This is a genomic window from Rhodococcus aetherivorans (assembly GCF_025722975.1).
In the GTDB taxonomy this organism is placed as follows: Bacteria; Actinomycetota; Actinomycetes; order Mycobacteriales; family Mycobacteriaceae; genus Rhodococcus; species Rhodococcus aetherivorans.
This window is the reverse complement of sequence record NZ_CP106982.1, coordinates 5,954,583-5,975,164: the sequence shown is the minus strand read 5'-3', so window position 1 is coordinate 5,975,164 and position 20,582 is coordinate 5,954,583. Positions and strand designations below refer to the sequence as shown.

The window sequence follows — 20,582 nt, the reverse complement described above, 5'->3', positions numbered from 1 at the left end:
ACATGCTGCACATGTTGATGATGCAGATGCACCACATGCTGATGCCGGGTATGCCGATGCATCACATGATGCCGATGTGACTGCATCACATGATGCCGATGTGACTGCATCACATGATGCCGATGTGACTGCATCACATGATGCCGATGTGACCGTCGGTGCCCCGGATCAGCCGTGCGAGTGCCCGCCCTCGTGCGGGTCCCTGTGCATGCTCTTGTAGAGGTGGTGGCTGTACACCTGCAGGCCGAGCATCGCCTCGGTGTACTCCCGCCGTTCGGCGGTCGTCACGGCGTCGGTCAGAGCGACGATCCGATCCAGCCGGGACTGCAGCTGCCGGTGCAGCTCGGCGGACAGGAACGCGTGGAGCTTCTCGACCGAGCCCGTTTCGATCGCGTCCTCGGCGAGCGGGATCACGGGCCCGACGTCGCCGCCGGCCGGCTTCACACCGGTGAACGGGGCGCCCTCGCCCGCGCGGTGCAGCCGGACCACCGTGTCGAAGAAGTAGAGATCGGCCACCTCGTGGGCGATCGGGCCCTCCGCCCGCGCCGCCGTCGCCCGCTCGAACGCCGTGCGCACCTCGTCCTCGGCGTCGGCGGGCACGAACGGCAGGATCAGCTCGACGTTGTCGTCGCCCAGCGCCGCCTCGGCGGCCTTGACGACGGGACCGTCCATGGAATCGCAGTGGGGAGGCACGGGGTGCTCCTTCCGGCGGTCGGCGGACACGCTCGGTCCCAGGCTAGTGCCGGGGTGCGTCCGGCGTCGAGCGAGCGCAGGGCGGATCGGTCGCGCCGGGGCCGCGTCGCTCGACGGCCCGGTTCGTCGCCTGGATGCGAGGACGGTTGACACGGCGGGCCGCGGCGGCGAACGTGGACGCATGAGGCGACGTCCCCGCGTCGACGTGCATCAACATGTGTGGCCGGCGTCCTTCGTCGACGCCCTCCGGGCGCGCAGCGCCGCGCCCCGGCTCGACGGCTGGACGCTGCACCTGCCCGGGGAACCGCCGTACCGGGTGGACCCCGCCGACCATTCGATCCCCGCGCGGACGGCCCTGGCGGTCCGGGACGGAATCGATCTGGCGCTGGTGTCGCTGTCGAGCCCCCTCGGGATCGAGGAACTGCCCGCCGAGGAGGCCCGGCCGCTGCTCGACGCCTATCACGAGGGGGCGCTGGGCCTGCCCGACCGGTTCGGCGTGTGGGCCGCCGCCGGCGTCACCGAGCCCGATCCGGAGACGCTGCGCGATGTCCTCGCGGCCGGGTGCGTGGGCCTGCAGTTGCCGGCGACCGCCCTGGCCGACCCGGCGGGCTTCGACCGGTGTGCGCCGCTGCTGTCGGAACTCGAGCGGGCGCGCAAGCCGCTGTTCGTGCATCCCGGCCCGGCGTCGGCGCCCGGCGCTCCGGCATGGTGGCCGGCGATGGTGTCGTACGTGACCCAGATGCACACCGCCTGGTTCGCCTGGCACGAGTTCGGGGCGCGCCGGTTCCCGGCGTTGCGGGTGTTGTTCGCGATGCTCGCCGGCCTGGCTCCGCTGCACGCCGATCGGATGGCGGTGCGCGGCGGGCCCGGCGATGTTCCCGGGCCGGGGGTCTACGTGGAGACGTCGTCGTACGGGCGGGAGGTCGTCGCGGCGGTGACCGCATGCCTGGGCGAGGACCGGGTGCTGCTCGGCTCCGATCGTCCCTACGCGCGTCCGCTGGTGCTCGGCGGTTCCGCCGGCATGCGCCTGCGGACGGACAATCCGGCCCGCTTCTTCGCGAAAGTGCCTGCGCAGAACCCTTGAGACGCGGACCCGGCCGGGGTGGCATGGTCGTCGTGACATTCTCGGTGAGCGCGCGGCAGCGCGGACTGTGCACGGCGTCGGCCCGTGCCGCCGAGTCGTGTCCCGGCTGTCGTCGCTGAATCCGTCTCCGCCCAGCCCGGCCCGGGCACGCCCGTGCCTCCTCATTCCAGGACTCTTCGATGCTCTCCACGTATGCCCTGCCGACGCGCGCCGACCTCACCTCCCTCGCCCTGCGGATCGCGAACGATCCCGGCCGCTGGATGCCGATCGTTCGATTCGACGAGCAGCAGCGCTGGTACACGCGACTGGCCGTTGCCGACAACCACGAAGTGTGGCTGCTTTCGTGGCTGCCCGGGCAGAGAACCGAAATCCACGATCACGGCGACAGCGCGGGCGCCTTCGCGGTGGCGCAGGGTGTGCTGACGGAGACCACCGTCTGCACCCCGGCGGTCGGGGGTCTCGATGGAGTCGAAGTAGCGTTGTCACGCAAGAGGATTCGTGCGGGTATGGCTCGCGGCTTCGACGCCGACCACGTCCACGAGGTGACGAACGACACGAATTCTCCGGCCGTCAGCATCCACGTGTACGCACCCGCCCTGACGACGATGAATCGGTACCGGATCGACGACGGGGTGCTCCGGCTGCACGCATCCGAACGGGCCGGCGCGGACTGGTGAACTCCGCCGCGGCTGCGCCGGTCGTAGCGGTATCCGAAACCTTTGTCGCAGAACGATATTGGATAACGTCGCTGCAGGTGCGGTAGCCGGCCCGCGGCGCGCGATCTGCTCACGCCGTCTCGGGCGCGGCGGGTCGTGGACCGATCCTTCGCAAGGCGCGACTCGTGCCGGGGGTGGCCGAACTCACGTCCGCTCGATTCGAGGTCGGGTCGGCGTGTGCAAGACAATGGAGACTCGGCTGGTTCGCACGCCGACAAGATCCAGCGCATCCCGCACTATTCGAAGGTTCCCGCTCATGACGACGACGGCATCCGCATGCCCACCCGACTCCGCAGTACCGGCGGACGCCCCCGCGGCCGCGCCGGCAGCAGACGCCCGGCCGGGGCGCGCCCGGGCGATGTGGGCGCTCGCCCTCGGCGGGTTCGGCATCGGCACCACCGAGTTCGTGGCGATGGGCCTGCTGCCCGACATCGCGACCGGTCTCGGAGTCTCCGAGCCCACCGCCGGGCACGTGGTGTCGGCGTACGCCGCCGGGGTCGTGGTCGGTGCGCCGCTGATCGCGGCGCTGACGGCCCGGCTCCCGCGCAAGACGTTGCTGATCGCCCTGATGATCGCGTTCACCGTCGGCAACGCGGCGACGGTGCTCGCGCCGAACTACGGACTGCTCGTCGCGTCCCGGTTCGTCGCCGGTCTGCCGCACGGCGCGTACTTCGGGGTCGCCGCGCTGGTGGCCGCGCATCTGGCCGGTCGCGGGCAGCGCGCCCGGGCGGTGGCGCTGGTGATGATGGGCCTGTCCGTCGCGAACGTGGTGGGGGTGCCCGTCGCGTCGTGGCTCGGCATGGCGCTGGGCTGGCGCTCCGCGTTCGCGCTGGTGGCGGTGATCGGCACGGTCACCGTCGCCGCGATCGCCGCCTGGGTGCCCGCCCTGGCGATCCGCACCACCAGCGTGAGCACCGAACTCGGTGCCCTGCGGCGCAAGCAGGTGTGGATGACGCTCGCGGTCGCGATGATCGGCTTCGGCGGCGTGTTCGCCGTGTACACCTACATCAGCACCACCCTGACCGACGTCGCCGGCGTCTCGAAGGGGCTGGTTCCGGTCGCCCTGATGCTCTTCGGCATCGGCATGGTCGTCGGCAACGTGGTCGGCGGCCGCGTCGCCGATCGGGCCCTGGTACCGGGCATCTTCACGACCATGACGACGCTGGCGGTGCTGCTGGCCGTGTTCGTCGCGGCGGCGCACAACCCGTACACGGCCCTGGCGATGGTGTTCCTGCTGGGAGCCGGGTGCGCCGCGGTCGGCCCGGGACTGCAGATCCGGCTCATGGACGTCGCCGAGGACGCACAGACCCTGGCCGCGTCCCTCAACCACGCGGCGTTCAACCTCGCCAACGCGTTCGGCGCCTGGATCGGGGGCGCGGTGATCGCCGCCGGCTTCGGCTACACCGCGCCGGCCGCCGTCGGCACGGTGCTCGCGCTGGCAGGTGTCGCCGTCTTCGCGCTCGCCGTGCGGCTGCCGTCGGCGCCCTGATCGGACATCGTGATTGGATACCGACGTGACCGACCCCAGTGCCACCGCTTCCGCCGTGCCCACCCCGCCCGACCCGTTCTTCACCGTCGGCACCCGGCTCGCCAACGGACTCGGACGCACCGGCACGATCCACACCCCGCACGGCGACATCCACACCCCGGCGTTCGTCGGCGTGGGCACCAAGGCGACGGTCAAGGCGGTCCTGCCCGAGGCGATGAAGGAACTCGGGGTGCAGGCCCTGCTTGCCAACGCGTACCACCTGTACCTGCAGCCCGGGTCGGACATCGTCGACGAGGCGGGCGGGCTCGGTAAGTTCATGAACTGGGACGGGCCCACCTTCACCGACAGCGGCGGATTCCAGGTGATGTCCCTCGGGGTCGGCTTCAAGAAGGTCCTGGCGATGGATGCCGTGGGCGTGCGGTCCGACGACGTCATCGCCGAAGGCAAGGAGCGGCTCGCGCACGTCGACGACGACGGGGTCACCTTCAAATCCCACCTCGACGGCTCCCGGCACCGGTTCACCCCGGAGGTGTCGATGCGCATCCAGCATCAGCTCGGCGCCGACATCATGTTCGCGTTCGACGAGCTGACCACCCTGATGAACACCCGCGGCTACCAGGAACAGTCCGTCGAACGGACTCAGGCGTGGGCGGTGCGGTGCATCGCCGAACACGAGAAGCTCACGGCGCAGCGCGCCCACCGTCCGTACCAGGCGCTGTTCGGGGTGGTGCAGGGCGCGCAGTACGAGGACCTGCGCCGGCAGGCGTGCCGCGGGCTCGAATCGATCGTCGGCGAGTCGGGCCGCGGCTTCGACGGCTACGGCATCGGCGGGGCGCTCGAGAAGCAGAACCTCGGCACCATCGTCCGCTGGTGCACCGAAGAACTGCCCGAGCACAAGCCCCGGCACCTGCTCGGCATCAGCGAGCCCGACGACATGTTCGTCGCGATCGAGCACGGCGTCGACACGTTCGACTGCGTGAACCCGTCGCGGGTGGCGCGCAACGCGGCGATCTACCACCCGGACGGGCGTTTCAACATCAACACCAGCCGGTTCCGCCGCGACTTCACCCCGATCGACGAGGACTGCGACTGCTACACCTGCCGGCACTACACGCGCGCGTACATCCACCACCTGTTCAAGGCGAAGGAGATGCTGGCGTCCACGTTGTGCACCATCCACAACGAGCGGTTCACGGTGCGCCTCGTCGACGAGATCCGCGCCGCCATCGACGGCGGGTACCTCGAGGAACACAAGGCCGAGACCCTGGGCCGGTTCTACGCGCGGCGGTGAGTGAGCGTCGGCGAACTCCACCGTCGTCCACGACGGCTGCCGCGGACGACCGGACCGGTCGCGGCGCTCACTCGGCGTAGGTCGGCTCGCGCCGCTTCACGTGCGCGATGACCGCGTAGGTGACCGGCATGACGGCGACCTCGACCAGCGTCTTCCACAGGAACCCGACCACCACGTAGTTCACGAAGTCCGCCCACGTGGTGATGCCGATGACGCCGGCGGCGATCGCACAGAAGATGAGCGTGTCGGCGAACTCGCCGACGACGGTGGAGCCGATCAGCCGCGCCCACAGGTGCTTCTCCTTGGTGACCTCCTTGATGCGCACCAGCACGTAGGAGTTGAGCAGCTGCCCGACGAGGTAGCCGGCGAGGCCGGCCAGCAGCAGCCGCGGCACCACCCCGAGGACCGCCTCGAATGCGGCCTGATTCTCGTAGAAGTCGGCGGGCGGCAGCTGCTGGGCGATCCAGAAGCACAACGCGGCCAGCGCCACCGCACCGAAGCCGTAGTAGACCGCGCGACGGGTCGCGGCGAAGCCGTACACCTCGCTCAGGACGTCACCGACGATGTAGGCGAGCGGGAACAGGAAGAACGCGCCGTCGGTGATGATCGGCAGGACCTGCAGCGGGCCGAGCGCCCACTCGGCGTCGCCGAAGAAGGCCACGCCCTTGCTGGCGGCGACGTTGGAGATGATGAGCACCGCCGTGAACAGGGCCACCAGCCCGGGGTAGTAGCTGCGGACCACGCGGGCGAAGTGCGCATGGTCGGATTGCTGGGTCTGCACGTGCTCTGTCACCCGGCCATCCAAGCACTCGGACCGGAGGAAGGCGAAGAACGGACGAAAAGGACGCGGGCCCCGACCCGGTTGGATCGGGGCCCGCGACGTGCCGTCAGGGGGCTCCGCGACGTGCCGTCAGGGGGCTACCCGTCCGCCCGTGACGACCCGGTACGCGTATGCGTAGGCGATGGTGGTGACGGGCACCGTGACCAGCAGGCCGACGTAGCACAGCAGCGCGCCGACGAAGTTGATCGCGGACAGCACCAGCCACAGCAGGATCAGCTGCCCCACGTTGGCCGCGGCGGCGGACGCGCTCGACTTGATCGCCGTGACCGCGTCCTGCCGCTGGTCGATGACGAAATGCAGCGCCCACACGGTCAGGAAGGCGACGATGATGCCGCCGACGATGACGAGCGAGCCGAGCAACGTGCCGACCGCGATGAGCAGGGAGACGAGCAGGATCGGACCGAGGCTGCCGACGCGGAAGAAGTCCTTCAGCGCCGGCTTGTGCCCGTCCAGCTCGTACAGGGCCCCGCGCACCGCGGCGGCCTGGACGACGAGCATGCCGATGACGAACGCGACGATCAGCACGATCATCACGACGATCCCGACGCCCGACATGCCCGTGCTGTAGCCGTAGCGGTCCGTCGTGGTCGAGGCCATCACGACGCCGAACATCAGGGCACCGAACACGAGGGCGGCCACGACGATCACACCGGCCAGGCTCAGCCAGCCGCCGACGTTCTCACTGAACTTGCGCCACCCGTAGTTCAGCGCGTCGCCGATGTTGATCTGCGCGCGGGGAGGGCCGAAGCCGGGTGGAGGCGGGTAGCCGCCGGGGGCGCCGTATCCGGGCGGCGGTCCGTACCCGGCCGGATTCCCGTACTGCGGCGGCCCGTACTGCGGGCCGGGCTGTTGCGGTGCGCCACCGTACTGGGCGCCACCGTACTGCGGAGCGCCGTACTGGGGAGCGCCGTACTGGGGAGCGCCGTACTGCGGCGGCGGGCCCTGCGGCGGGGCATAGCCGGGCGGGGGCCCGCCGTAGTTCGGTCCCTGCGCCGGGTAACCCTGGGGCGGGCCGTACCCGGGCGGTGGGCCGTACGGCTGCGCGCCCGGGTACTTGTTCGGATCCTGCGGATCGGGATTGGACTCGTAGCCCCCGGTGGTCATCTTGTTCCTCTTGTTCGTAACGTGCCGCGTCGTGGAACGCCCGGGTCCGTCAGGGCGCGACGCCGCGGCCGGTGGTCACCCGGTAGGCGTAGGTGGAGGCGATGATCGTCAGCGGAATCGTGACGAGCAGACCCAGGCCGCACGGGATGGCGCCGAGGATGTTGATGCCGACCAGAGCCAGCGCCAGCAGCAGCAGCGGTCCCACGTTGGACGAGATGGCCCGGAAGCTGGACTTGATCGCGTCCACCGGCTGCTGGTTCTGGTCGATGACGAACTGCAGCGTCCACCAGGTCAGGAAGATGACGATGAAGCCGGGGATGATCAGCAGGATGAAACCGACCACGGTCATGAGCGAGACGAGCAGGCTCGCGACCACCACGGCGCCGATGTTCTCGAACTGGAAGAACGAGCCGAACGACGGACGATTGCCGTCGGTTTCGTGCAGCGCGCCGCGCACGTAGGCGGCCTGGATCAGGATGCTGACGAACACGCTGACGATCGCGCCGATGATGCTGAGCGCCGTCAGTTCGTTCGTGTCGAAGCCGCCGAAGATCACGTTGATCACGAACTGGATCAGCGCCGCCGCGACGACGAACGCGATCCAGACGCCCGCGTTCTGGCTGAACTTCTTCCAGCCGTAACCGATCGCGTCACCCACGTTGAGCTGCGTGGGGGCGCCGAATCCGCCGTACTGGCTACCGCCCGAGGGGTAGTTGCCGGGCGGGGGCGGGTAGCTGCCGGGCGGGGGCGGGTAGCCGCCCTGAGGCGGGTAGTTGCCCGGCGGGGGCGGGTAGCCACCCTGAGGCGGGTAGTTGCCGGGCGGGGGCGGGTAGTTCCCGGGCGGGGGATAGTTGCCGGGGGGCGGGTAGTTGCCGGGAGGCGGGGGGTAGCCGCCCTGCGGGGGGTTGGGTTCGCCGCCCTGGTTGTTGGGCTCTTTGCTGGGGTCGTAACCGCCGGTCGTCATCGGATCCTTCTCGGTGGGAGGGTGGAGCCAATCGCGTTGTCGACTGCGCACACTACGTCCGACGCGCCCGAATTGCACGATCACCGGAACTTCCGCGAGCCGGACGACCGGCGCGAACCGGACTACGCGGCGGTGCCGGCCGCGCGGACCCCGTGGGGCTGTGGCGCTGCACCGATACCGGTCACCAGCTGCCGTCGTACACCCACGGCTCCCGCGGGAGCCGTGCCGGATCCCATCGTTCGAGCAGCAACTCCGGCGTGACGGGCTCGTCCTTGTCCGCCAGGTCGAGCGAGACCGCGATCCGGCTCAGGACGTCGGCCGCGGTGTGGCCCAGCGCCGCCTGGTCGGTGAGCGTGACGGCACCGTCGCGCTTGGCGAGGCGTTTGCCGTGCACGTTCAGCGCCAGCGGCACGTGCGCATAGGTGGGTACCGGAAGCCCGAGCAGCGCTGCGAGATAGGCCTGCCGCGGTGCCGAGGTGAGCAGGTCGTCGCCGCGTACCACCTGGTCGATGCCCTGCGCCGCGTCGTCGACGACGACGGCCAGGTTGTAGGCGGGGATGCCGTCGCCGCGGCGCAGCACGAGGTCGTCGACGACACCGGTGAAGCTGCCGTGCACCACGTCCGCCACGGTGAAGGTGGCGGCGCCGGACCGCAGGCGCAGCGCGGCGGGCCGCCCCGACGCCCGTTTCGCCTCCCGTTCGGCCTCGGTGAGGTTCCGGCACGTTCCCGGATAGGCGCCCTGCGGGGCGTGCGGCGCGGACGCCGCATGCTGGATCTCGCGTCTCGTGCAGAAGCACTCGTAGGTCAGGCCCGCGCGGGTGAGGCGGGCGATCGCGGCGTCGTAGAGGGGCAGCCGCCGCGACTGGTGGACCACCTCGTCGTCCCAGTCCAGGCCCAGCGCGGCGAGGTCGGCGAGCTGACGTTCCTGCGCGCCGGGCCGGACCCGGTCCAGATCCTCGACGCGGATCAGGAACCGCCGCCCGGTGCTCCGGGCGAACAGCCACGCGAGGACCGCCGTGCGCAGGTTCCCGAGGTGCAGGTCGCCCGACGGGCTCGGGGCGAACCGGCCGGCCCCAACCCGCGCGTCCCCGGCCGAATGTGACATTTGGTCAGACTATCGAGCGTGATGTCACATTCGGTCACCTGCACGCCGGTGGGTCACGCGACGGGCCGGCCGAGCAGGACGGAGCGCTGGGCGTGCACGGTCTCGCGGATCGCCGCGACGACGGCGGCGACCTCCGGCCGGCGCAGCGTCTCCGACCGCGCCACCATCCAGTAGTTCAGCCGCGCCTCCACCTCCCCGGGGAGGATCCGCACCAGGTCGGCGTGCCGGTCGGCCATGAAGCACGGCAGCAGCCCGAGCCCGGCCGCGGCGCGGGTCGCCTCGACGTGGACGAACACGTTGGTCGAGCTCACCGACTCGTGCATGTCCGGGGCGATGCGACGGGCCAGGTCCAGGTCGTCGACCTGCAGCATCGAGTCGATGAAGTACACCAGGGGGTGACGGCTCAGCTCACGCACCGTCGTCGGGGCACCGTGTTCGGCGACGTAGTCCCGCGCCGCGTACAGGCCGAGGGTGTAGTCGGCCAGCCGGTGCGCCTCGGCGCGGTGCACCTGGGGGCGTCCCACCACCACCTCGAGGTCGAGGCCGGACCGCTGCTGCGACGCGCGACGCGTGGCCGCGACGATCTCCACCGCCACGCCCGGGTGCCGTCGCCGCACCAGCGCACCGGCCGGGGCCGCGATGTAGGCGCTGAAGCCGTCGGTCGCCGAGACCCGGACGACGCCCTCGAGCCCGCGGTCCCCGTCGGGTCCGGCCAGCCCGGCGACGGCAGCCTCGATCCGCTCGGCCGCGGCGAGGGCCGAGCGGCCGAGCTCGGTGAGCTCCCATCCGCCCGACGCGCGGGCCAGCACGCGCCCGCCGAGGCTCTTCTCCAGCGCCGCGATACGACGGGCGATGGTCGTGTGGTTGACGCCGAGGTCGTCGGCGGCGGTTGTGAAGCGGCCCGTGCGGCCGACGGCCAGCAGAACCAGCAGGTCATCGGCCGACGGCGCGCTCATGTGTGCATTCTTGCAGATCCACTCTGCGGATCGCGTCATTGTGCATGCAGATCTGTGCATCAATACTCGGCACATGCGTTCAGAAGTGTTGCCCGTCACAGTCGAACCGAGGAGGACGAACCCATGAGCGTCGAACAGGCACGGCCCGACGGCCGTACACCGGACGAGACCCCCGCCTCGGGCCTGCGCAAGGTCGTCGGCGCGTCGATGGCCGGCACCGTCGTCGAGTGGTACGAGTTCTTCCTCTACGGCACCGCCGCCACCCTGGTGTTCTCCAAGGTCTTCTTCCCCGACAACGGCAACGAGCTCGACGCCATCATCGCCGCGTTCGTCACCTACGCCGTCGGCTTCGTCGCGCGGCCCCTCGGCGGCGTCGTGTTCGGCCACTTCGGCGACAAGTTCGGCCGCAAGAAGCTGCTGCAGACCAGCCTCGTGCTCGTCGGCGTCGCCACCTTCCTCATGGGCTGTCTGCCCACTTTCGGGGCCATCGGCTACTGGGCGCCCGCGCTGCTCGTCACGCTGCGTTTTGTCCAGGGCTTCGCCGTGGGCGGTGAGTGGGGCGGCGCGGTGCTGCTCGTCGCCGAGCACAGCCCCAACCGTTCGCGCGGCTTCTGGGCGTCGTGGCCGCAGGCCGGCGTGCCGATGGGCAATCTCGTCGCCACCGTCGTCCTGCTGATCCTGACCACCACGCTGTCCGACGCGGCGTTCCTCTCGTGGGGCTGGCGTATCGCGTTCTGGCTGTCGGCCGTCATCGTGCTGGTCGGCTACTACATCCGCACCAAGGTCACCGACGCGCCGATCTTCCTCGAGGCCCAGCGTGAGGCCGAGCAGATCAAGTCCAGCTCGTACAGCGTCGTCGAGGTCGTCAAGCGATACCCGCGCGGCGTGTTCACCGCCATGGGTCTGCGCTTCGCCGAGAACGTCATGTACTACCTCGTCGTCACGTTCTCGATCACCTATCTCAAGGTGGTCGTCGGTGCGAACACCTCCACCATCCTGTGGTGGATGCTCGCCGCGCACGCCGTGCACTTCGCGATCATCCCCGTCGTCGGGCGCCTGTCCGACACCTTCGGCCGCCGCCCGGTGTACATGGTCGGTGCCGTCACCGCCGGCACGTGGGGCTTCTTCGCCTTCCCGATGATGGACAGCGGGCACAATGCCCTCGTCATGTCCGCCATCGTCATCGGCCTGGTGTTCCACGCCTTCATGTACGCCGGCCAGCCCGCGATCATGGCCGAGATGTTCCCGACCCGCATGCGCTACGCGGGTGTCTCGCTCGGCTACCAGGTGACCTCCATCGTCGCCGGCTCGCTCGCGCCGATCATCGCGACCGCGCTGCTCAGCCGCTACGGCAGCGCTGTGCCCATCGCGATCTACCTGGCCGTGGCGTCCGTGGTGACGATCATCGCCGTCGTCGCCGCCCGCGAAACCAAGGGCATCAGCCTGCGCGACATCGATGCCGCGGATGCCCGCGCCGTCGGCGCCGAGAAGACGGCGGTGTCCGCATGAGTGCCCGCACCGCGCTGATCACCGGCGGCGCCGGCGGCATCGGGGCGGCGTGCGCCCGGGAACTGGCCGCCCGCGGCGTGCAGGTCACCGTCGCCGACGTCGACGAGGTCGCCGCCAAGAGCCTCGCCCACGAGATCGGCGGGCAGGCGTGGGCGGTGGACCTGCTCGACACCGACCAGCTCGACGGGCTCCGGCTCGAGGTCGACATCCTCGTCAACAACGCCGGCATCCAGGTCGTCCGCCCGATCGAGGAGTTCGCCCTCACCGACTTCCGCCGGATCCAGACCCTGATGGTGGAGGTGCCCTTCCTCCTCGTGAAGGCGGCCCTGCCGCACATGTACGACCGGGCATTCGGGCGCATCGTCAACGTGTCGTCGGTGCACGGCCTGCGGGCGTCGGCCTTCAAGTCCGCGTACGTCACCGCCAAGCACGGCCTCGAGGGGCTGTCGAAGGTCACGGCCCTCGAGGGCGGTCCGCGCGGCGTCACCAGCAACTGCGTCAACCCGGGCTATGTGCGAACGCCGTTGGTGGAGAAGCAGATCAGCGACCAGGCCCGGCTGCACGGCATCGACGAGGAGCGAGTGCTCGCCGACGTGCTGCTCACCGAGCCGGCGATCAAGCGGCTCGTCGAACCCGGGGAGGTGGCCTCCCTCGTCGCGTGGCTGGCCTCGGACGACGCCGGCATGGTCACCGGCGCCTCCTACACGATGGACGGCGGCTGGACCGCCCGCTGACCCACCCCCTGTGTGTGGGGCCGAATGTCACATCGCGTCGATCAGGGCTGACTCAGGTGGTCCATGCGACACGCTCCCTGACCAGGGGAGATGTCAGTGGGTCGAGCAGCACGAGAGGCGAAGAAGGCTAGGTTCTTCGCCATGCGCATGACGAAGGTGTCGATCGCCAAGGCCGCAGCCGCGGTCGGTGTCAGCCGACAAACCGGCTACCGGTGGGAGGACGAGGCCAACGGCACCGTCCGCCGTGCCCCGCACTGGGAGCACGGCGGACGGTCGTTGTCCCTGGGCGAGCGGGAGCTTGTCGCCCTCGGACTCGCCCGCAACGAGTCGGTCCAGACGATCGCCGCGCACCTGGGCCGGCACCGGTCGGTGATCTACCGGGAGATCGAACGCAACAGCAACCGCGACGGTAGCTACCGCGCCGTGTCGGCCCACGCGCGGGCCTGGACCCGAGCACTGCGACCGAAAGTCGCCAAGCTGATGGCCGCACCCGAGTTGCGCGCGTATGTCGTCGCCAAGCTGAAGCTGCGCTGGTCCCCGCAGCAGATCTCGGCCAGGCTGGTGGTCGACTTCCCCGACCGAGCGGAGATGCGGGTGTCCCACGAAACCATCTACCAGGCCGTGTATGTGCAACTGAAAGGCGAACTGCGAAAAGAGCTTTCGGAGTATCTGCGGCGCCGGCACACCCGTCGGGTGCCGCAGGGGCGAGTGCCGAGCAGTGCCCGCCATATTCCCGACAAGATCCTCATCTCCCAGCGGCCCGCCGAGGTCGAGGACCGGGCGGTGCCCGGGCACTGGGAGGGAGATCTGATCATGGGGGCGCGCAACCGCTCGGCGATCGGCACCCTGGTCGAGCGCACCACCCGGTACGTGGTGTTGCTGCACCTGCCGAAGGTCCGCGACGTGTCCGGCGTCCGCGATGCGATGATCGCCGCGATGCGGTCGTTGCCGGAGGTGATGCAGCGGTCGGTGACCTGGGATCAGGGCCACGAGATGCGTGCTCATGCCCAGATCACCATGGCCACCGACGTCGCTGTCTACTTCTGCGATCCGCACTCGCCGTGGCAGCGCGGCACCAACGAGAACACCAACGGTCTGCTCCGGCAGTACTTCCCCAAGGGCACCGACCTGTCGGTGTACACGCCCGAGGACCTGCAGCAGGTCCAGGACGAGTTCAACGGCCGCCCCCGGCAGACGCTACGCTGGCGCACGCCAACCGAAGCGTTCACCGAGCTTGTCGCATCGGCCGCCTGAAACCGCCCAGATCGAACGCGTGTGACATTCGGCCACAGGCATTTTCGAAGGCGATCAGTGGGCGTCGGCGCCGTCGAGCGACAGCTGGATCTGGGTGTGCAGCGCGTGGGTGAGGTACTCCGGCGGATACAGCTCCGGGCTGGCGACGGCGTCGAGGGCCAGGCCGTTGACCGCGGCCAGCAGGAGCGCCGCCCGGGTCTCGGGCTCCGCGGTGCCCATCCGGATCAGGACGGCGGAGACCGCGGTGCGCATCGTGAACAGCGTCGTGTGCCGGATCGTGCTCAACGACGGCGACGTCGCGGCCCGCACGGTGAATGCCGCCATCACATGCGCCTCGGCGGTGCGCTGGTCGTCGAGCGGCAGCAGCTGGCTCAGCGCCGCGAACAGGGTGCGCGCCGGATCGATGTCGGGGTCGACGGTGCTCAGCCGCGTCAGCACCCGTTCGGCGAGCGAGCGGAACGAGTAGGCGAGCATCTCGTCCTTGGTAGGGAAGTGGTGCTGCACGGCGCCGATCGATACACCTGCATGGCTGGCCACCTCGCGCACGCTGGCGCCGTCGAGCCCGATCCGCGCCGCGACCTCGAGCAGGGCCGCGGCGAGACGCGTGGGGCTGGTGGTGGCATAGGGGCGCGCGCGCATGGATGCACCGTACCTGCGCGCATCTCCATACGTCGGTATGGGGCATCGACCCCGCACCTCGGGGCGGTGTCGGCGACCGTCGCTGCACCACCTGCGGTGCCGCGTGCGGCCGGGCTGTTCCAGGACCGCCGGCGTTCGTCAGAAGTTCTCGTCGATGCAGGCCAGGCGATCACCGGCCATGCCGGCCTCGCCGGGACCGGTCCTGGTGCGCTGCGCGTGGAGTACCACGGATGCGGCCTCACCGTCGCGGACCGCCCAGTCGACCGTCGTCGACGTCTGGGCGTTGCCGTCGCCGTCGGTGGTGATGTCGAGCCAGATCTCGTTCCGGGGGTTCGCGTAGGCCGGATCCGTCGACGGAGATTGCGGGGTGGCCGCGGGGTCCACGTTGTTCTGATAGTGCGGCCCCGCATCCGACGGTTGTGGCCCGCACGGCTGCGTGTGTACGTGCACGCCGAAGTCGCGGGTGGGCGCAAGACCGGTTGCGTTGAGCGTGACCGTCGTGCGGCCGTCTTCCTCTTCGGATTCGACGGTCACGGTCGACCCCACCGGGACGGCGGCTTCGTCGTAGGTGTAGGCGTTGTCGTCGCCACCACCTTCCCCGGGCAGCTGGAAGGCCACTCCATCCGTGCCGGGCAGGGGGGTGGGCATGCCGGTGGTCGTCGTTTCCGAAGACGCGGGAGGCGTCTCGACGGTGGCCTGGTTGTCCGTCGAGGCGTCGTCGCCGCCGCATCCGGCGGCGACGAGTGCGGTCAGGGACACGCCTGCGATCAAGGTTGTACGTCGTGTGTTCATGATTCGGCGTTACCCCCTGGTGCGCCGCGTTGAACCTCCGGCGGAGCGCTCACCCGTGGCACGGTGAGACAGAGGCACACCTGCCGGACCTGCACCGCCGCGGTCCCGCTCGGTCAGGTCCTGCTCACCCCGCTGATGATCAGGGACAGGCCCGCCCCGAGGAGCCAGACGTCCTTGGCGATCGGCGTGCCCTGCTGGGTCGGGCGGAACGATCCGCCCTCGTGCATGCCGGGCATCCGCCAGTACATCGCGAGCAGACCCGAACTGAACGCGGTCAGCGCGGCGCCGGCCACGACGGGGGAGACGACGGGCGCCAGCAGCAGGGTGCCGACGCCGATCTCGGCGGTCGACAGGGCCTGGCCGAACGTCTCCGGCCGCATCTTCCCGAGCCGGGGGAGCGCCTTGCTCGCCATGTCCTGCAGCCCTGCGGCGGCCTCGGGCGGGAGATCGCGCTTGCCCAGCCCGGAATTGAGGATGAAAGCACCGGTGGCCAGCCGGAGCGGAACGTTGCTCAGTCGCACGGGAACCTCCGGAGGATCGAATGTGACCGATTATCCCGCATTCCCCGTGACGGTGGCGGCAAACTTCCCACGGCCGTCCGGATGCAGCACGATGAAGCGGTCGGCTCACCACCGGGAGGACGCCATGCCCGAGTACGGCCGGAAGCTCCTCTTCGGCAGCTTCCTCACGCCGGCCGCCGAGAACCCTGCCGCGGTCGTCGACCTCGCGGTCGCCTCCGAACGCGCCGGCCTGGACCTGGTCACCTTCCAGGACCACCCGTACCAGGCCCGTTTCCTCGACGCCTGGACCCTGCTGACCTGGGTCGCCGCGCGGACGACGCGGGTACTCGTGGCGCCGAACGTGGCGAACCTGCCGCTGCGCGGCCCGGCGATCCTCGCGCGCAGCGCGGCCTCCCTCGACCGCCTCAGCGGCGGACGCGTGGAGCTGGGCCTCGGCGCGGGCGCCTACTGGGACGCGATCGCCGCGAACGGCGGACCGCACCGCACCACGGGCGAAGCCGTCGACGCGCTGGAGGAGGCGATCACCGTCATCCGGGAGCTGTGGGCCGACCGCCGGGGTGGCGCCCGCGTCGACGGCACCCACTACCGTCTCGCCGGCGCCAAGCGCGGCCCGGCGCCCGCCCACGACATCGGAATCTGGCTCGGCGCCTACGGTCCCCGCATGCTCGCCCTCACCGGACGCGCCGCCGACGGGTGGCTGCCCAGCTCGTTCGCCGCTTCGCCGGACCGGCTCGCCGAGATGTCGAGGAGGGTCGACGAGGCGGCTGTGGACGCCGGCCGGGACCCGCGCGAGATCCGCCGGCTCTACAACATCAGCGGCCGATTCGACGGCGGTGCGGACGGCGGGTTCCTCGCCGGGCCGCCCGCCGTGTGGGCGGAGCAGCTCGCGGAGCTGACCCTGCGCCACGGCATCAGCGGCTTCGTGCTCGGCACCGATGCCCGCCCCGACATCGAGCGATTCGCGCAGGAGGTCGCGCCGCGCGTCCGCGAACTCGTCTCGGCGGCAAGGTGATCCGGACTCAGCCGGGGAGTACCGCACGTGGCACGCCGGCGCGCAGTTGCACGTCCACCACGAAGTCGCCGTCCTCCGGCGTGTAGCGGCGCCGCGGGTCGTGGTCCTCCACCCGGAAGCTGTCGAGCGCGGGGGAGTGGGTGGTGACGGCGACCGTGCCGTCGTCGAGATCGAACTGCAGCAACCGCTGGAACGCCGTCGCGCGTCGACCGTCGACGAGGAAGTACTGATAGTCGGCGAGCATCTCGACCACGCGCCGGTCGCTGTCGGGGATCGGGCGGTCGGTCACGGTCGTCTGCCCGTCCACGTGCCCGGACAGCACCATGAACACCGACTCGTGCGGCACGACGAGCCGGTTCCAGATCTGCTGGCCCGAACTGCCGCCGATGTCGCCGAATCCGCTCATCCGTAGGCGCCCGTCCTCGTCCAGGTAGTAGTGCGCGGCGACGATCGTGTTGCGGTCCGGATGGGCGGCCAGCACCTGCTCGGCCCAGCGCATCACGTGCTCCGCCGGGTTGTAGCCGATGTAGAGGACGAGGAACCGGGCGCCGGCGCTCTCGAACAGGTCGTAGTGCGCCGAGTTGTCGGTGTCGGTCACCGAGGCGCCCCACTGCGGCCGGTCCCGGAACCGCTGTGGCCCGAAGTACTCGTTGTACAGCGCGTGGTTGCGTTCGTGCTCGCCCGGCACGAGCCGGCCCGCGACGTTCCACAGGTTGTCGTGGTTGCCGGGCAGGACCCCGTAGGGCATCCCGGCCGCCTCGAGGATTCCCATCGCCTCCGACGCGACCTCGAACTCCGCGCGGGCGCGGGCGTCCGGGGCGCCCGGCCGGATCCACGACTGGATCAGGTCCCCGGTGTGCACGGTGTACGCGATCTTCCGGTCGCGGGCCTGCTGCGCCGTCCAGGTCGTCATGGCCCGGAAGGCGGCGGTGTCGTCGCGGGCGAGGTACTGGGTGTCGGTGAGGTGCTGGATAGCGAAGTCGTACTCCGCCGGATCGGCGAACGCCTGGTCCGGTACGGCGTTGGCGTCGCGGAAACCCCGGTCGCGACGGGGCCCGTCGATCACCAGGATCTCCACGGGGCCGGCGACGCCGGTGATCCGGGCCTCGAGCACGATCGGTCCGCCGGGCGCCGCGGGCCGGGCCACGGCGCGCGGCTCGCCCCACGATCGGCCCGTGCGCACGTGCAGGGCGAGGTCGTCGAGGTTGACGCTGCGGCCCTGCCACCGGAGCGTCACCACCTCGGTTCCGGCGGGGAATTCGAGTTCGTAACGGACATAGGGATATTCGTCGAACTTGTCGCCGACGGACACCGGGGCACCGCTCTCGGCGACGTCGCGCGGGAGCGGTGGGTCCGCCGAGTCGGTCACGCCCGCGTACATCGTCGCGGACGTCGCCGGGACGTCGGTGGTCAGTCCCGTCGCCGGGATGCCGACGGACGTGGCGGGCGCGGGCACCGACGGTGCCGCCCCGGCGGGGCCGGACAGGAGGGCGGCCACAGCCAGCAACGACACCGGAAGCCAGGAGCCCGGGGCGCGCATGCCCCGACGCTACCGCTGATCAGGCGCGACGCCACCGCCGATCAGGCGCGACGCCACCGCCGATCAGGCGCAACGCCACCGCCGATCAGGCGCAACGCCACCGCCGATCAGGCGCAACGCCACCGCCGATCAGGCGCGACGGCCGAGGTGCGCGAGCACCCGGGTCCGCCGGTCGGCGTCCGCGGGCACCTCGACGGCGGGCCCGCAGACCCCCTCCATACGGATCGAGTCGCCCAGGGCCTGCGCCGTCGTCTCCACGAAGTCGAGATCCTCGTCGTCGACGGAGTCGTCCAGGCCGGCGGCGCGGGCGATGTCCCAGCCGTGCACGACGAGGTCGAAGTTGTAGAACCGCGCGACGGTCGCGGCGAGGGTGGTGCGGCCGAAGTGGCCGTCGTACTCGAGGCCGGCGCGCTGCGGATCGTCGAGGATCGCCTGCATGCCGTCGCGGGTGGCGGCCCACGCGCCGGCCGGGTCGGTGTCCGGCGAGGGGCAGGCGGGCAGTTCCAGGCCGACGACGGTGACGATCTGCCGCTGCGTGTCGACGACGTGCCGCAGCACGTCGCGGGCGGTCCAGCCCTCGCAGGGCGACGGCGCGTCCCACCGGTCGGCCGGCACGGCCTCGACGCGTGTGGTGAACTTCGCCGCGAGTTCGCGGTAGTGACGGGCGGGGGAGAGGGTCTCGGTCATGCCGCGAATTCTTCCGCCCCGAGGTCGCCGAGGGATTGGATACTTCGGACATCGAGTGCCGAGCCCGGGCCGTGCCACCGTGGTGCCTCGCCGGCGAGCAGGGCGGTGGGCGTCAGGGTGGAGATTCTGCGGGCCTCACGGTTCAGGTGCGACTGGTCGCTGTAGCCGGCGACCGCGGCGAGTTCGGCCAGTCCGCGCCCGGGACCGGCGTCGGCGAGGGCCATGAACCGTTGCAGGCGAAGGATCGATCGCAACGTGGCGGGGCCGTACCCGAACGCCTCGTTGCAGCGGCGCTGCAGCTGACGCTCGGTGAGTGCGGCGGTGTCGGCGAGCGTGCCGACGCTCCACGAGTGCCCGGACAGTGCCTGCCGGAGGTGCCCGATCAGCGGGTCGGGGGCAAGGCCGTGCGCGAGCCAGCGCCGCACCGCGGATTGGAACACCTCGAGCCGTTCGGGGGCGGTCCGGGCGTTGTCGAGCCGGTCGGCGAGTGGTCTGGCCCCGGCCGAGCCGATCAGGTCGTCCAACCCGACGCGGGTATCGCGGAGTTGCGCGGCCGACGCGCGCAGGGCGAACGAGGCGAGACCGGGGCGGAACCGCACGCCGGCGGAGACGACGCCGGGCGGCAGGGTGAACGACCACGCGGACGTTTCCGGACCGCACACGCGAATGCCGACGCCGGCGATCCACAGGACGTCGACGCATCCGTCCGGAACGAGGAGGTGACTCTGCCCGTCGGAGACCGCCGACCACACGCACACCAGGTGCTCGGCGAGGTCCGCGCTGGGAGTGCTGGGCACATACCACCTCATGGCCCACGAGCGTAGGCGCAGGCTCCGACAATCGCTGCCTGCGTGGGGAACCGGCTTCCGTCACGGCCGGTACGGCAGGTGCCGCACCGCGACGGTGAGTGCGACGGCGACCGCGGTGGCGACCCACAGGGCGTGCAGTCCGAACGCCCGATGCGCGAGGGCACCGCCGACGGCGCCGGTCACCAGGCCCAGCCACAGGCCCAGGTACGGCAGCCAGCTCCAGCGGGGCCCGCCGAACAGCGCGGCCGCGAGCCGCTGCCCGATCTTGACGAGCGCCCCGGTCATGTACGTCAGGGCCACGCTCACCTCGCCGTCGCGCTGGAACACCGAGTTCTCCGCGCCCATGGCGAGGGTCATCGCCACCACCGCGACGGGCGTCCACCCCGCCGTGTGGGCGAGCGCACCGAGTAGCAGCAGCGCGGATACCGCGGCGAGGACGGCGGTCTTGCGGGCGCGCCGGCTGCGGTCGGACAGTTGCGCCACCACCCCGCCGAGGACGACACCGACGAGGAAGAGCCCGATGATGCCGGCGGTGAGGGCCGCCTGGCCCCAGGCGCCGTCGGCCAGGCCGACGCTCATGCGCGTGGAGTTGCCGCTCATGAACGACACGAACACGCCCCCGAGGGTGATGAAGCCGAGCGCGTCGACGAATCCGGCGAGGCCGGACAGCGCGATGGCGAGGGCCGTGAGTTGTCTGCCGTATCCGACCACGGACAAATCGTAATCACCTTGTGCTGTTACCTCTGGTAACGAAAGGGATGTCCGGTACGACGTCCGGGAGACGCCCTTTCGTTCCCCCGCGGAGGGTGCCGCCGTACCGCATCCCGCCCCCAGGAGTACCC

Annotated in this window: 21 protein-coding genes; 8 read left to right on the top strand and 13 right to left on the bottom strand. The window is 70.7% G+C overall.

From position 1 onward, the window contains the following. Positions 1-168: 168 nt before the first annotated feature. Positions 169-693 carry a DUF6448 family protein gene (locus tag OCS65_RS27435; protein WP_006946403.1) on the bottom strand — a complete coding sequence of 175 codons (525 nt, stop codon included), beginning with the start codon at positions 691-693 and terminating at the stop codon, positions 169-171. 181 nt (positions 694-874) lie between these two features. Here OCS65_RS27435 and OCS65_RS27430 point away from each other — a divergent pair, with 181 nt between their 5' ends. From OCS65_RS27430 to tgt, 4 genes are all read left to right on the top strand, one after another. Beyond that, entirely contained in the window at positions 875-1,777 is a 903-nt protein-coding gene (locus OCS65_RS27430) for an amidohydrolase family protein (RefSeq protein WP_080688518.1), read from the top strand. Between the two features lie 179 nt (positions 1,778-1,956). Beyond that, the gene (locus tag OCS65_RS27425) at positions 1,957-2,454 is read left to right on the top strand and encodes a cysteine dioxygenase (RefSeq protein WP_006946400.1); all 498 of its coding nucleotides are present in this window, start codon (positions 1,957-1,959) and stop codon (positions 2,452-2,454) included. A 295-nt stretch (positions 2,455-2,749) separates the two neighbouring features. Continuing rightward, the gene (locus OCS65_RS27420; protein WP_044476513.1) at positions 2,750-3,982 is read left to right on the top strand and encodes an MFS transporter; all 1,233 of its coding nucleotides are present in this window, start codon (positions 2,750-2,752) and stop codon (positions 3,980-3,982) included. A 25-nt stretch (positions 3,983-4,007) separates the two neighbouring features. Next, positions 4,008-5,273: a tRNA guanosine(34) transglycosylase Tgt gene (tgt, locus tag OCS65_RS27415; RefSeq protein ID WP_006946397.1), complete on the top strand. Its 1,266-nt coding sequence runs from the start codon at positions 4,008-4,010 to the stop codon at positions 5,271-5,273. 67 nt (positions 5,274-5,340) lie between these two features. On the opposite strand, the gene OCS65_RS27410 is transcribed toward tgt, so the two are convergent. The 5 genes from OCS65_RS27410 to OCS65_RS27390 all read right to left on the bottom strand — a co-directional run bounded on the left by OCS65_RS27410 (position 5,341) and on the right by OCS65_RS27390 (position 10,243). After that, positions 5,341-6,066, bottom strand: a complete 726-nt coding sequence (locus OCS65_RS27410; protein WP_006946396.1) for a queuosine precursor transporter — start codon at positions 6,064-6,066, stop codon at positions 5,341-5,343. A gap of 117 nt (positions 6,067-6,183) precedes the next feature. Further along, on the bottom strand, positions 6,184-7,218 hold the full coding sequence (locus OCS65_RS27405) for a DUF2189 domain-containing protein (RefSeq protein WP_050034404.1): 1,035 nt from the start codon (positions 7,216-7,218) through the stop codon (positions 6,184-6,186). Positions 7,219-7,267: 49 nt separating this feature from the next. Beyond that, entirely contained in the window at positions 7,268-8,182 is a 915-nt protein-coding gene (locus OCS65_RS27400; RefSeq protein ID WP_029547082.1) for a DUF2189 domain-containing protein, read from the bottom strand. Positions 8,183-8,363: 181 nt separating this feature from the next. After that, positions 8,364-9,287 (bottom strand): tRNA glutamyl-Q(34) synthetase GluQRS, encoded by a 924-nt coding sequence (gluQRS, locus tag OCS65_RS27395; protein WP_168578940.1) that lies wholly within the window; start codon positions 9,285-9,287, stop codon positions 8,364-8,366. Positions 9,288-9,340: 53 nt separating this feature from the next. Then, positions 9,341-10,243 (bottom strand): LysR family transcriptional regulator, encoded by a 903-nt coding sequence (locus OCS65_RS27390; RefSeq protein ID WP_006943063.1) that lies wholly within the window; start codon positions 10,241-10,243, stop codon positions 9,341-9,343. 123 nt (positions 10,244-10,366) lie between these two features. On the opposite strand from OCS65_RS27390, the gene OCS65_RS27385 reads away from it, so the two are divergent. From OCS65_RS27385 to OCS65_RS27375, 3 genes are all read left to right on the top strand, one after another. Next, positions 10,367-11,752, top strand: a complete 1,386-nt coding sequence (locus tag OCS65_RS27385) for an MFS transporter (RefSeq protein ID WP_006943064.1) — start codon at positions 10,367-10,369, stop codon at positions 11,750-11,752. Next, a complete protein-coding gene (locus tag OCS65_RS27380) occupies positions 11,749-12,486 on the top strand; it encodes a 3-hydroxybutyrate dehydrogenase (RefSeq protein WP_102799326.1) in 738 nt (245 codons plus the stop codon). The genes OCS65_RS27385 and OCS65_RS27380 overlap by 4 nt, the downstream gene beginning before the upstream one ends. Positions 12,487-12,576: 90 nt before the next feature. Further along, positions 12,577-13,740 (top strand): IS30 family transposase, encoded by a 1,164-nt coding sequence (locus OCS65_RS27375; protein WP_029546562.1) that lies wholly within the window; start codon positions 12,577-12,579, stop codon positions 13,738-13,740. A 54-nt stretch (positions 13,741-13,794) separates the two neighbouring features. Here the strand turns inward: OCS65_RS27375 and OCS65_RS27370 are convergent, their stop codons facing one another. From OCS65_RS27370 to OCS65_RS27360, 3 genes are all read right to left on the bottom strand, one after another. Next, positions 13,795-14,379, bottom strand: a complete 585-nt coding sequence (locus OCS65_RS27370) for a TetR/AcrR family transcriptional regulator (protein WP_029547085.1) — start codon at positions 14,377-14,379, stop codon at positions 13,795-13,797. Between the two features lie 138 nt (positions 14,380-14,517). After that, positions 14,518-15,171, bottom strand: coding sequence for a superoxide dismutase family protein (locus OCS65_RS27365; protein WP_006943067.1), 654 nt, complete (start codon positions 15,169-15,171; stop codon positions 14,518-14,520). 113 nt (positions 15,172-15,284) lie between these two features. Then, positions 15,285-15,692 (bottom strand): hypothetical protein, encoded by a 408-nt coding sequence (locus OCS65_RS27360; RefSeq protein ID WP_006943069.1) that lies wholly within the window; start codon positions 15,690-15,692, stop codon positions 15,285-15,287. 124 nt (positions 15,693-15,816) lie between these two features. Between OCS65_RS27360 and OCS65_RS27355 the strand changes: the two genes are divergently transcribed. Continuing rightward, positions 15,817-16,704: an LLM class flavin-dependent oxidoreductase gene (locus OCS65_RS27355; protein ID WP_029547087.1), complete on the top strand. Its 888-nt coding sequence runs from the start codon at positions 15,817-15,819 to the stop codon at positions 16,702-16,704. 7 nt (positions 16,705-16,711) lie between these two features. Here the strand turns inward: OCS65_RS27355 and OCS65_RS27350 are convergent, their stop codons facing one another. From OCS65_RS27350 to OCS65_RS27335, 4 genes are all read right to left on the bottom strand, one after another. After that, positions 16,712-18,244 (bottom strand): metallophosphoesterase, encoded by a 1,533-nt coding sequence (locus OCS65_RS27350; protein ID WP_231772117.1) that lies wholly within the window; start codon positions 18,242-18,244, stop codon positions 16,712-16,714. A gap of 129 nt (positions 18,245-18,373) precedes the next feature. After that, positions 18,374-18,931, bottom strand: coding sequence for a TIGR03086 family metal-binding protein (locus OCS65_RS27345; RefSeq protein WP_231772116.1), 558 nt, complete (start codon positions 18,929-18,931; stop codon positions 18,374-18,376). Beyond that, positions 18,928-19,740 carry a helix-turn-helix domain-containing protein gene (locus OCS65_RS27340; protein WP_231772115.1) on the bottom strand — a complete coding sequence of 271 codons (813 nt, stop codon included), beginning with the start codon at positions 19,738-19,740 and terminating at the stop codon, positions 18,928-18,930. Before OCS65_RS27340 ends, OCS65_RS27345 begins: the two co-directional genes overlap by 4 nt. Positions 19,741-19,800: 60 nt before the next feature. Then, positions 19,801-20,451, bottom strand: a complete 651-nt coding sequence (locus OCS65_RS27335; RefSeq protein ID WP_029547091.1) for a YoaK family protein — start codon at positions 20,449-20,451, stop codon at positions 19,801-19,803. Positions 20,452-20,582: the final 131 nt, after the last annotated feature.

What these genes read in the sequence shown, in the direction of transcription:
- OCS65_RS27345 (WP_231772116.1), bottom strand. Translation starts at nt 18,931, where the DNA reads ATGACCGAGACCCTCTCCCCCGCCCGTCACTACCGCGAACTCGCGGCG.
- OCS65_RS27400 (WP_029547082.1), bottom strand. Translation starts at nt 8,182, where the DNA reads ATGACGACCGGCGGTTACGACCCCAGCAAAGAGCCCAACAACCAGGGC.
- OCS65_RS27420 (WP_044476513.1), top strand. Translation starts at nt 2,750, where the DNA reads ATGACGACGACGGCATCCGCATGCCCACCCGACTCCGCAGTACCGGCG.
- OCS65_RS27390 (WP_006943063.1), bottom strand. Translation starts at nt 10,243, where the DNA reads ATGAGCGCGCCGTCGGCCGATGACCTGCTGGTTCTGCTGGCCGTCGGC.
- OCS65_RS27425 (WP_006946400.1), top strand. Translation starts at nt 1,957, where the DNA reads ATGCTCTCCACGTATGCCCTGCCGACGCGCGCCGACCTCACCTCCCTC.
- OCS65_RS27340 (WP_231772115.1), bottom strand. Translation starts at nt 19,740, where the DNA reads ATGAGGTGGTATGTGCCCAGCACTCCCAGCGCGGACCTCGCCGAGCAC.
- OCS65_RS27350 (WP_231772117.1), bottom strand. Translation starts at nt 18,244, where the DNA reads ATGCGCGCCCCGGGCTCCTGGCTTCCGGTGTCGTTGCTGGCTGTGGCC.
- OCS65_RS27430 (WP_080688518.1), top strand. Translation starts at nt 875, where the DNA reads ATGAGGCGACGTCCCCGCGTCGACGTGCATCAACATGTGTGGCCGGCG.
- OCS65_RS27375 (WP_029546562.1), top strand. Translation starts at nt 12,577, where the DNA reads ATGTCAGTGGGTCGAGCAGCACGAGAGGCGAAGAAGGCTAGGTTCTTC.
- OCS65_RS27380 (WP_102799326.1), top strand. Translation starts at nt 11,749, where the DNA reads ATGAGTGCCCGCACCGCGCTGATCACCGGCGGCGCCGGCGGCATCGGG.
- OCS65_RS27385 (WP_006943064.1), top strand. Translation starts at nt 10,367, where the DNA reads ATGAGCGTCGAACAGGCACGGCCCGACGGCCGTACACCGGACGAGACC.
- gluQRS (WP_168578940.1), bottom strand. Translation starts at nt 9,287, where the DNA reads ATGTCACATTCGGCCGGGGACGCGCGGGTTGGGGCCGGCCGGTTCGCC.
- OCS65_RS27370 (WP_029547085.1), bottom strand. Translation starts at nt 14,379, where the DNA reads ATGCGCGCGCGCCCCTATGCCACCACCAGCCCCACGCGTCTCGCCGCG.
- OCS65_RS27365 (WP_006943067.1), bottom strand. Translation starts at nt 15,171, where the DNA reads ATGAACACACGACGTACAACCTTGATCGCAGGCGTGTCCCTGACCGCA.
- OCS65_RS27355 (WP_029547087.1), top strand. Translation starts at nt 15,817, where the DNA reads ATGCCCGAGTACGGCCGGAAGCTCCTCTTCGGCAGCTTCCTCACGCCG.
- OCS65_RS27405 (WP_050034404.1), bottom strand. Translation starts at nt 7,218, where the DNA reads ATGACCACCGGGGGCTACGAGTCCAATCCCGATCCGCAGGATCCGAAC.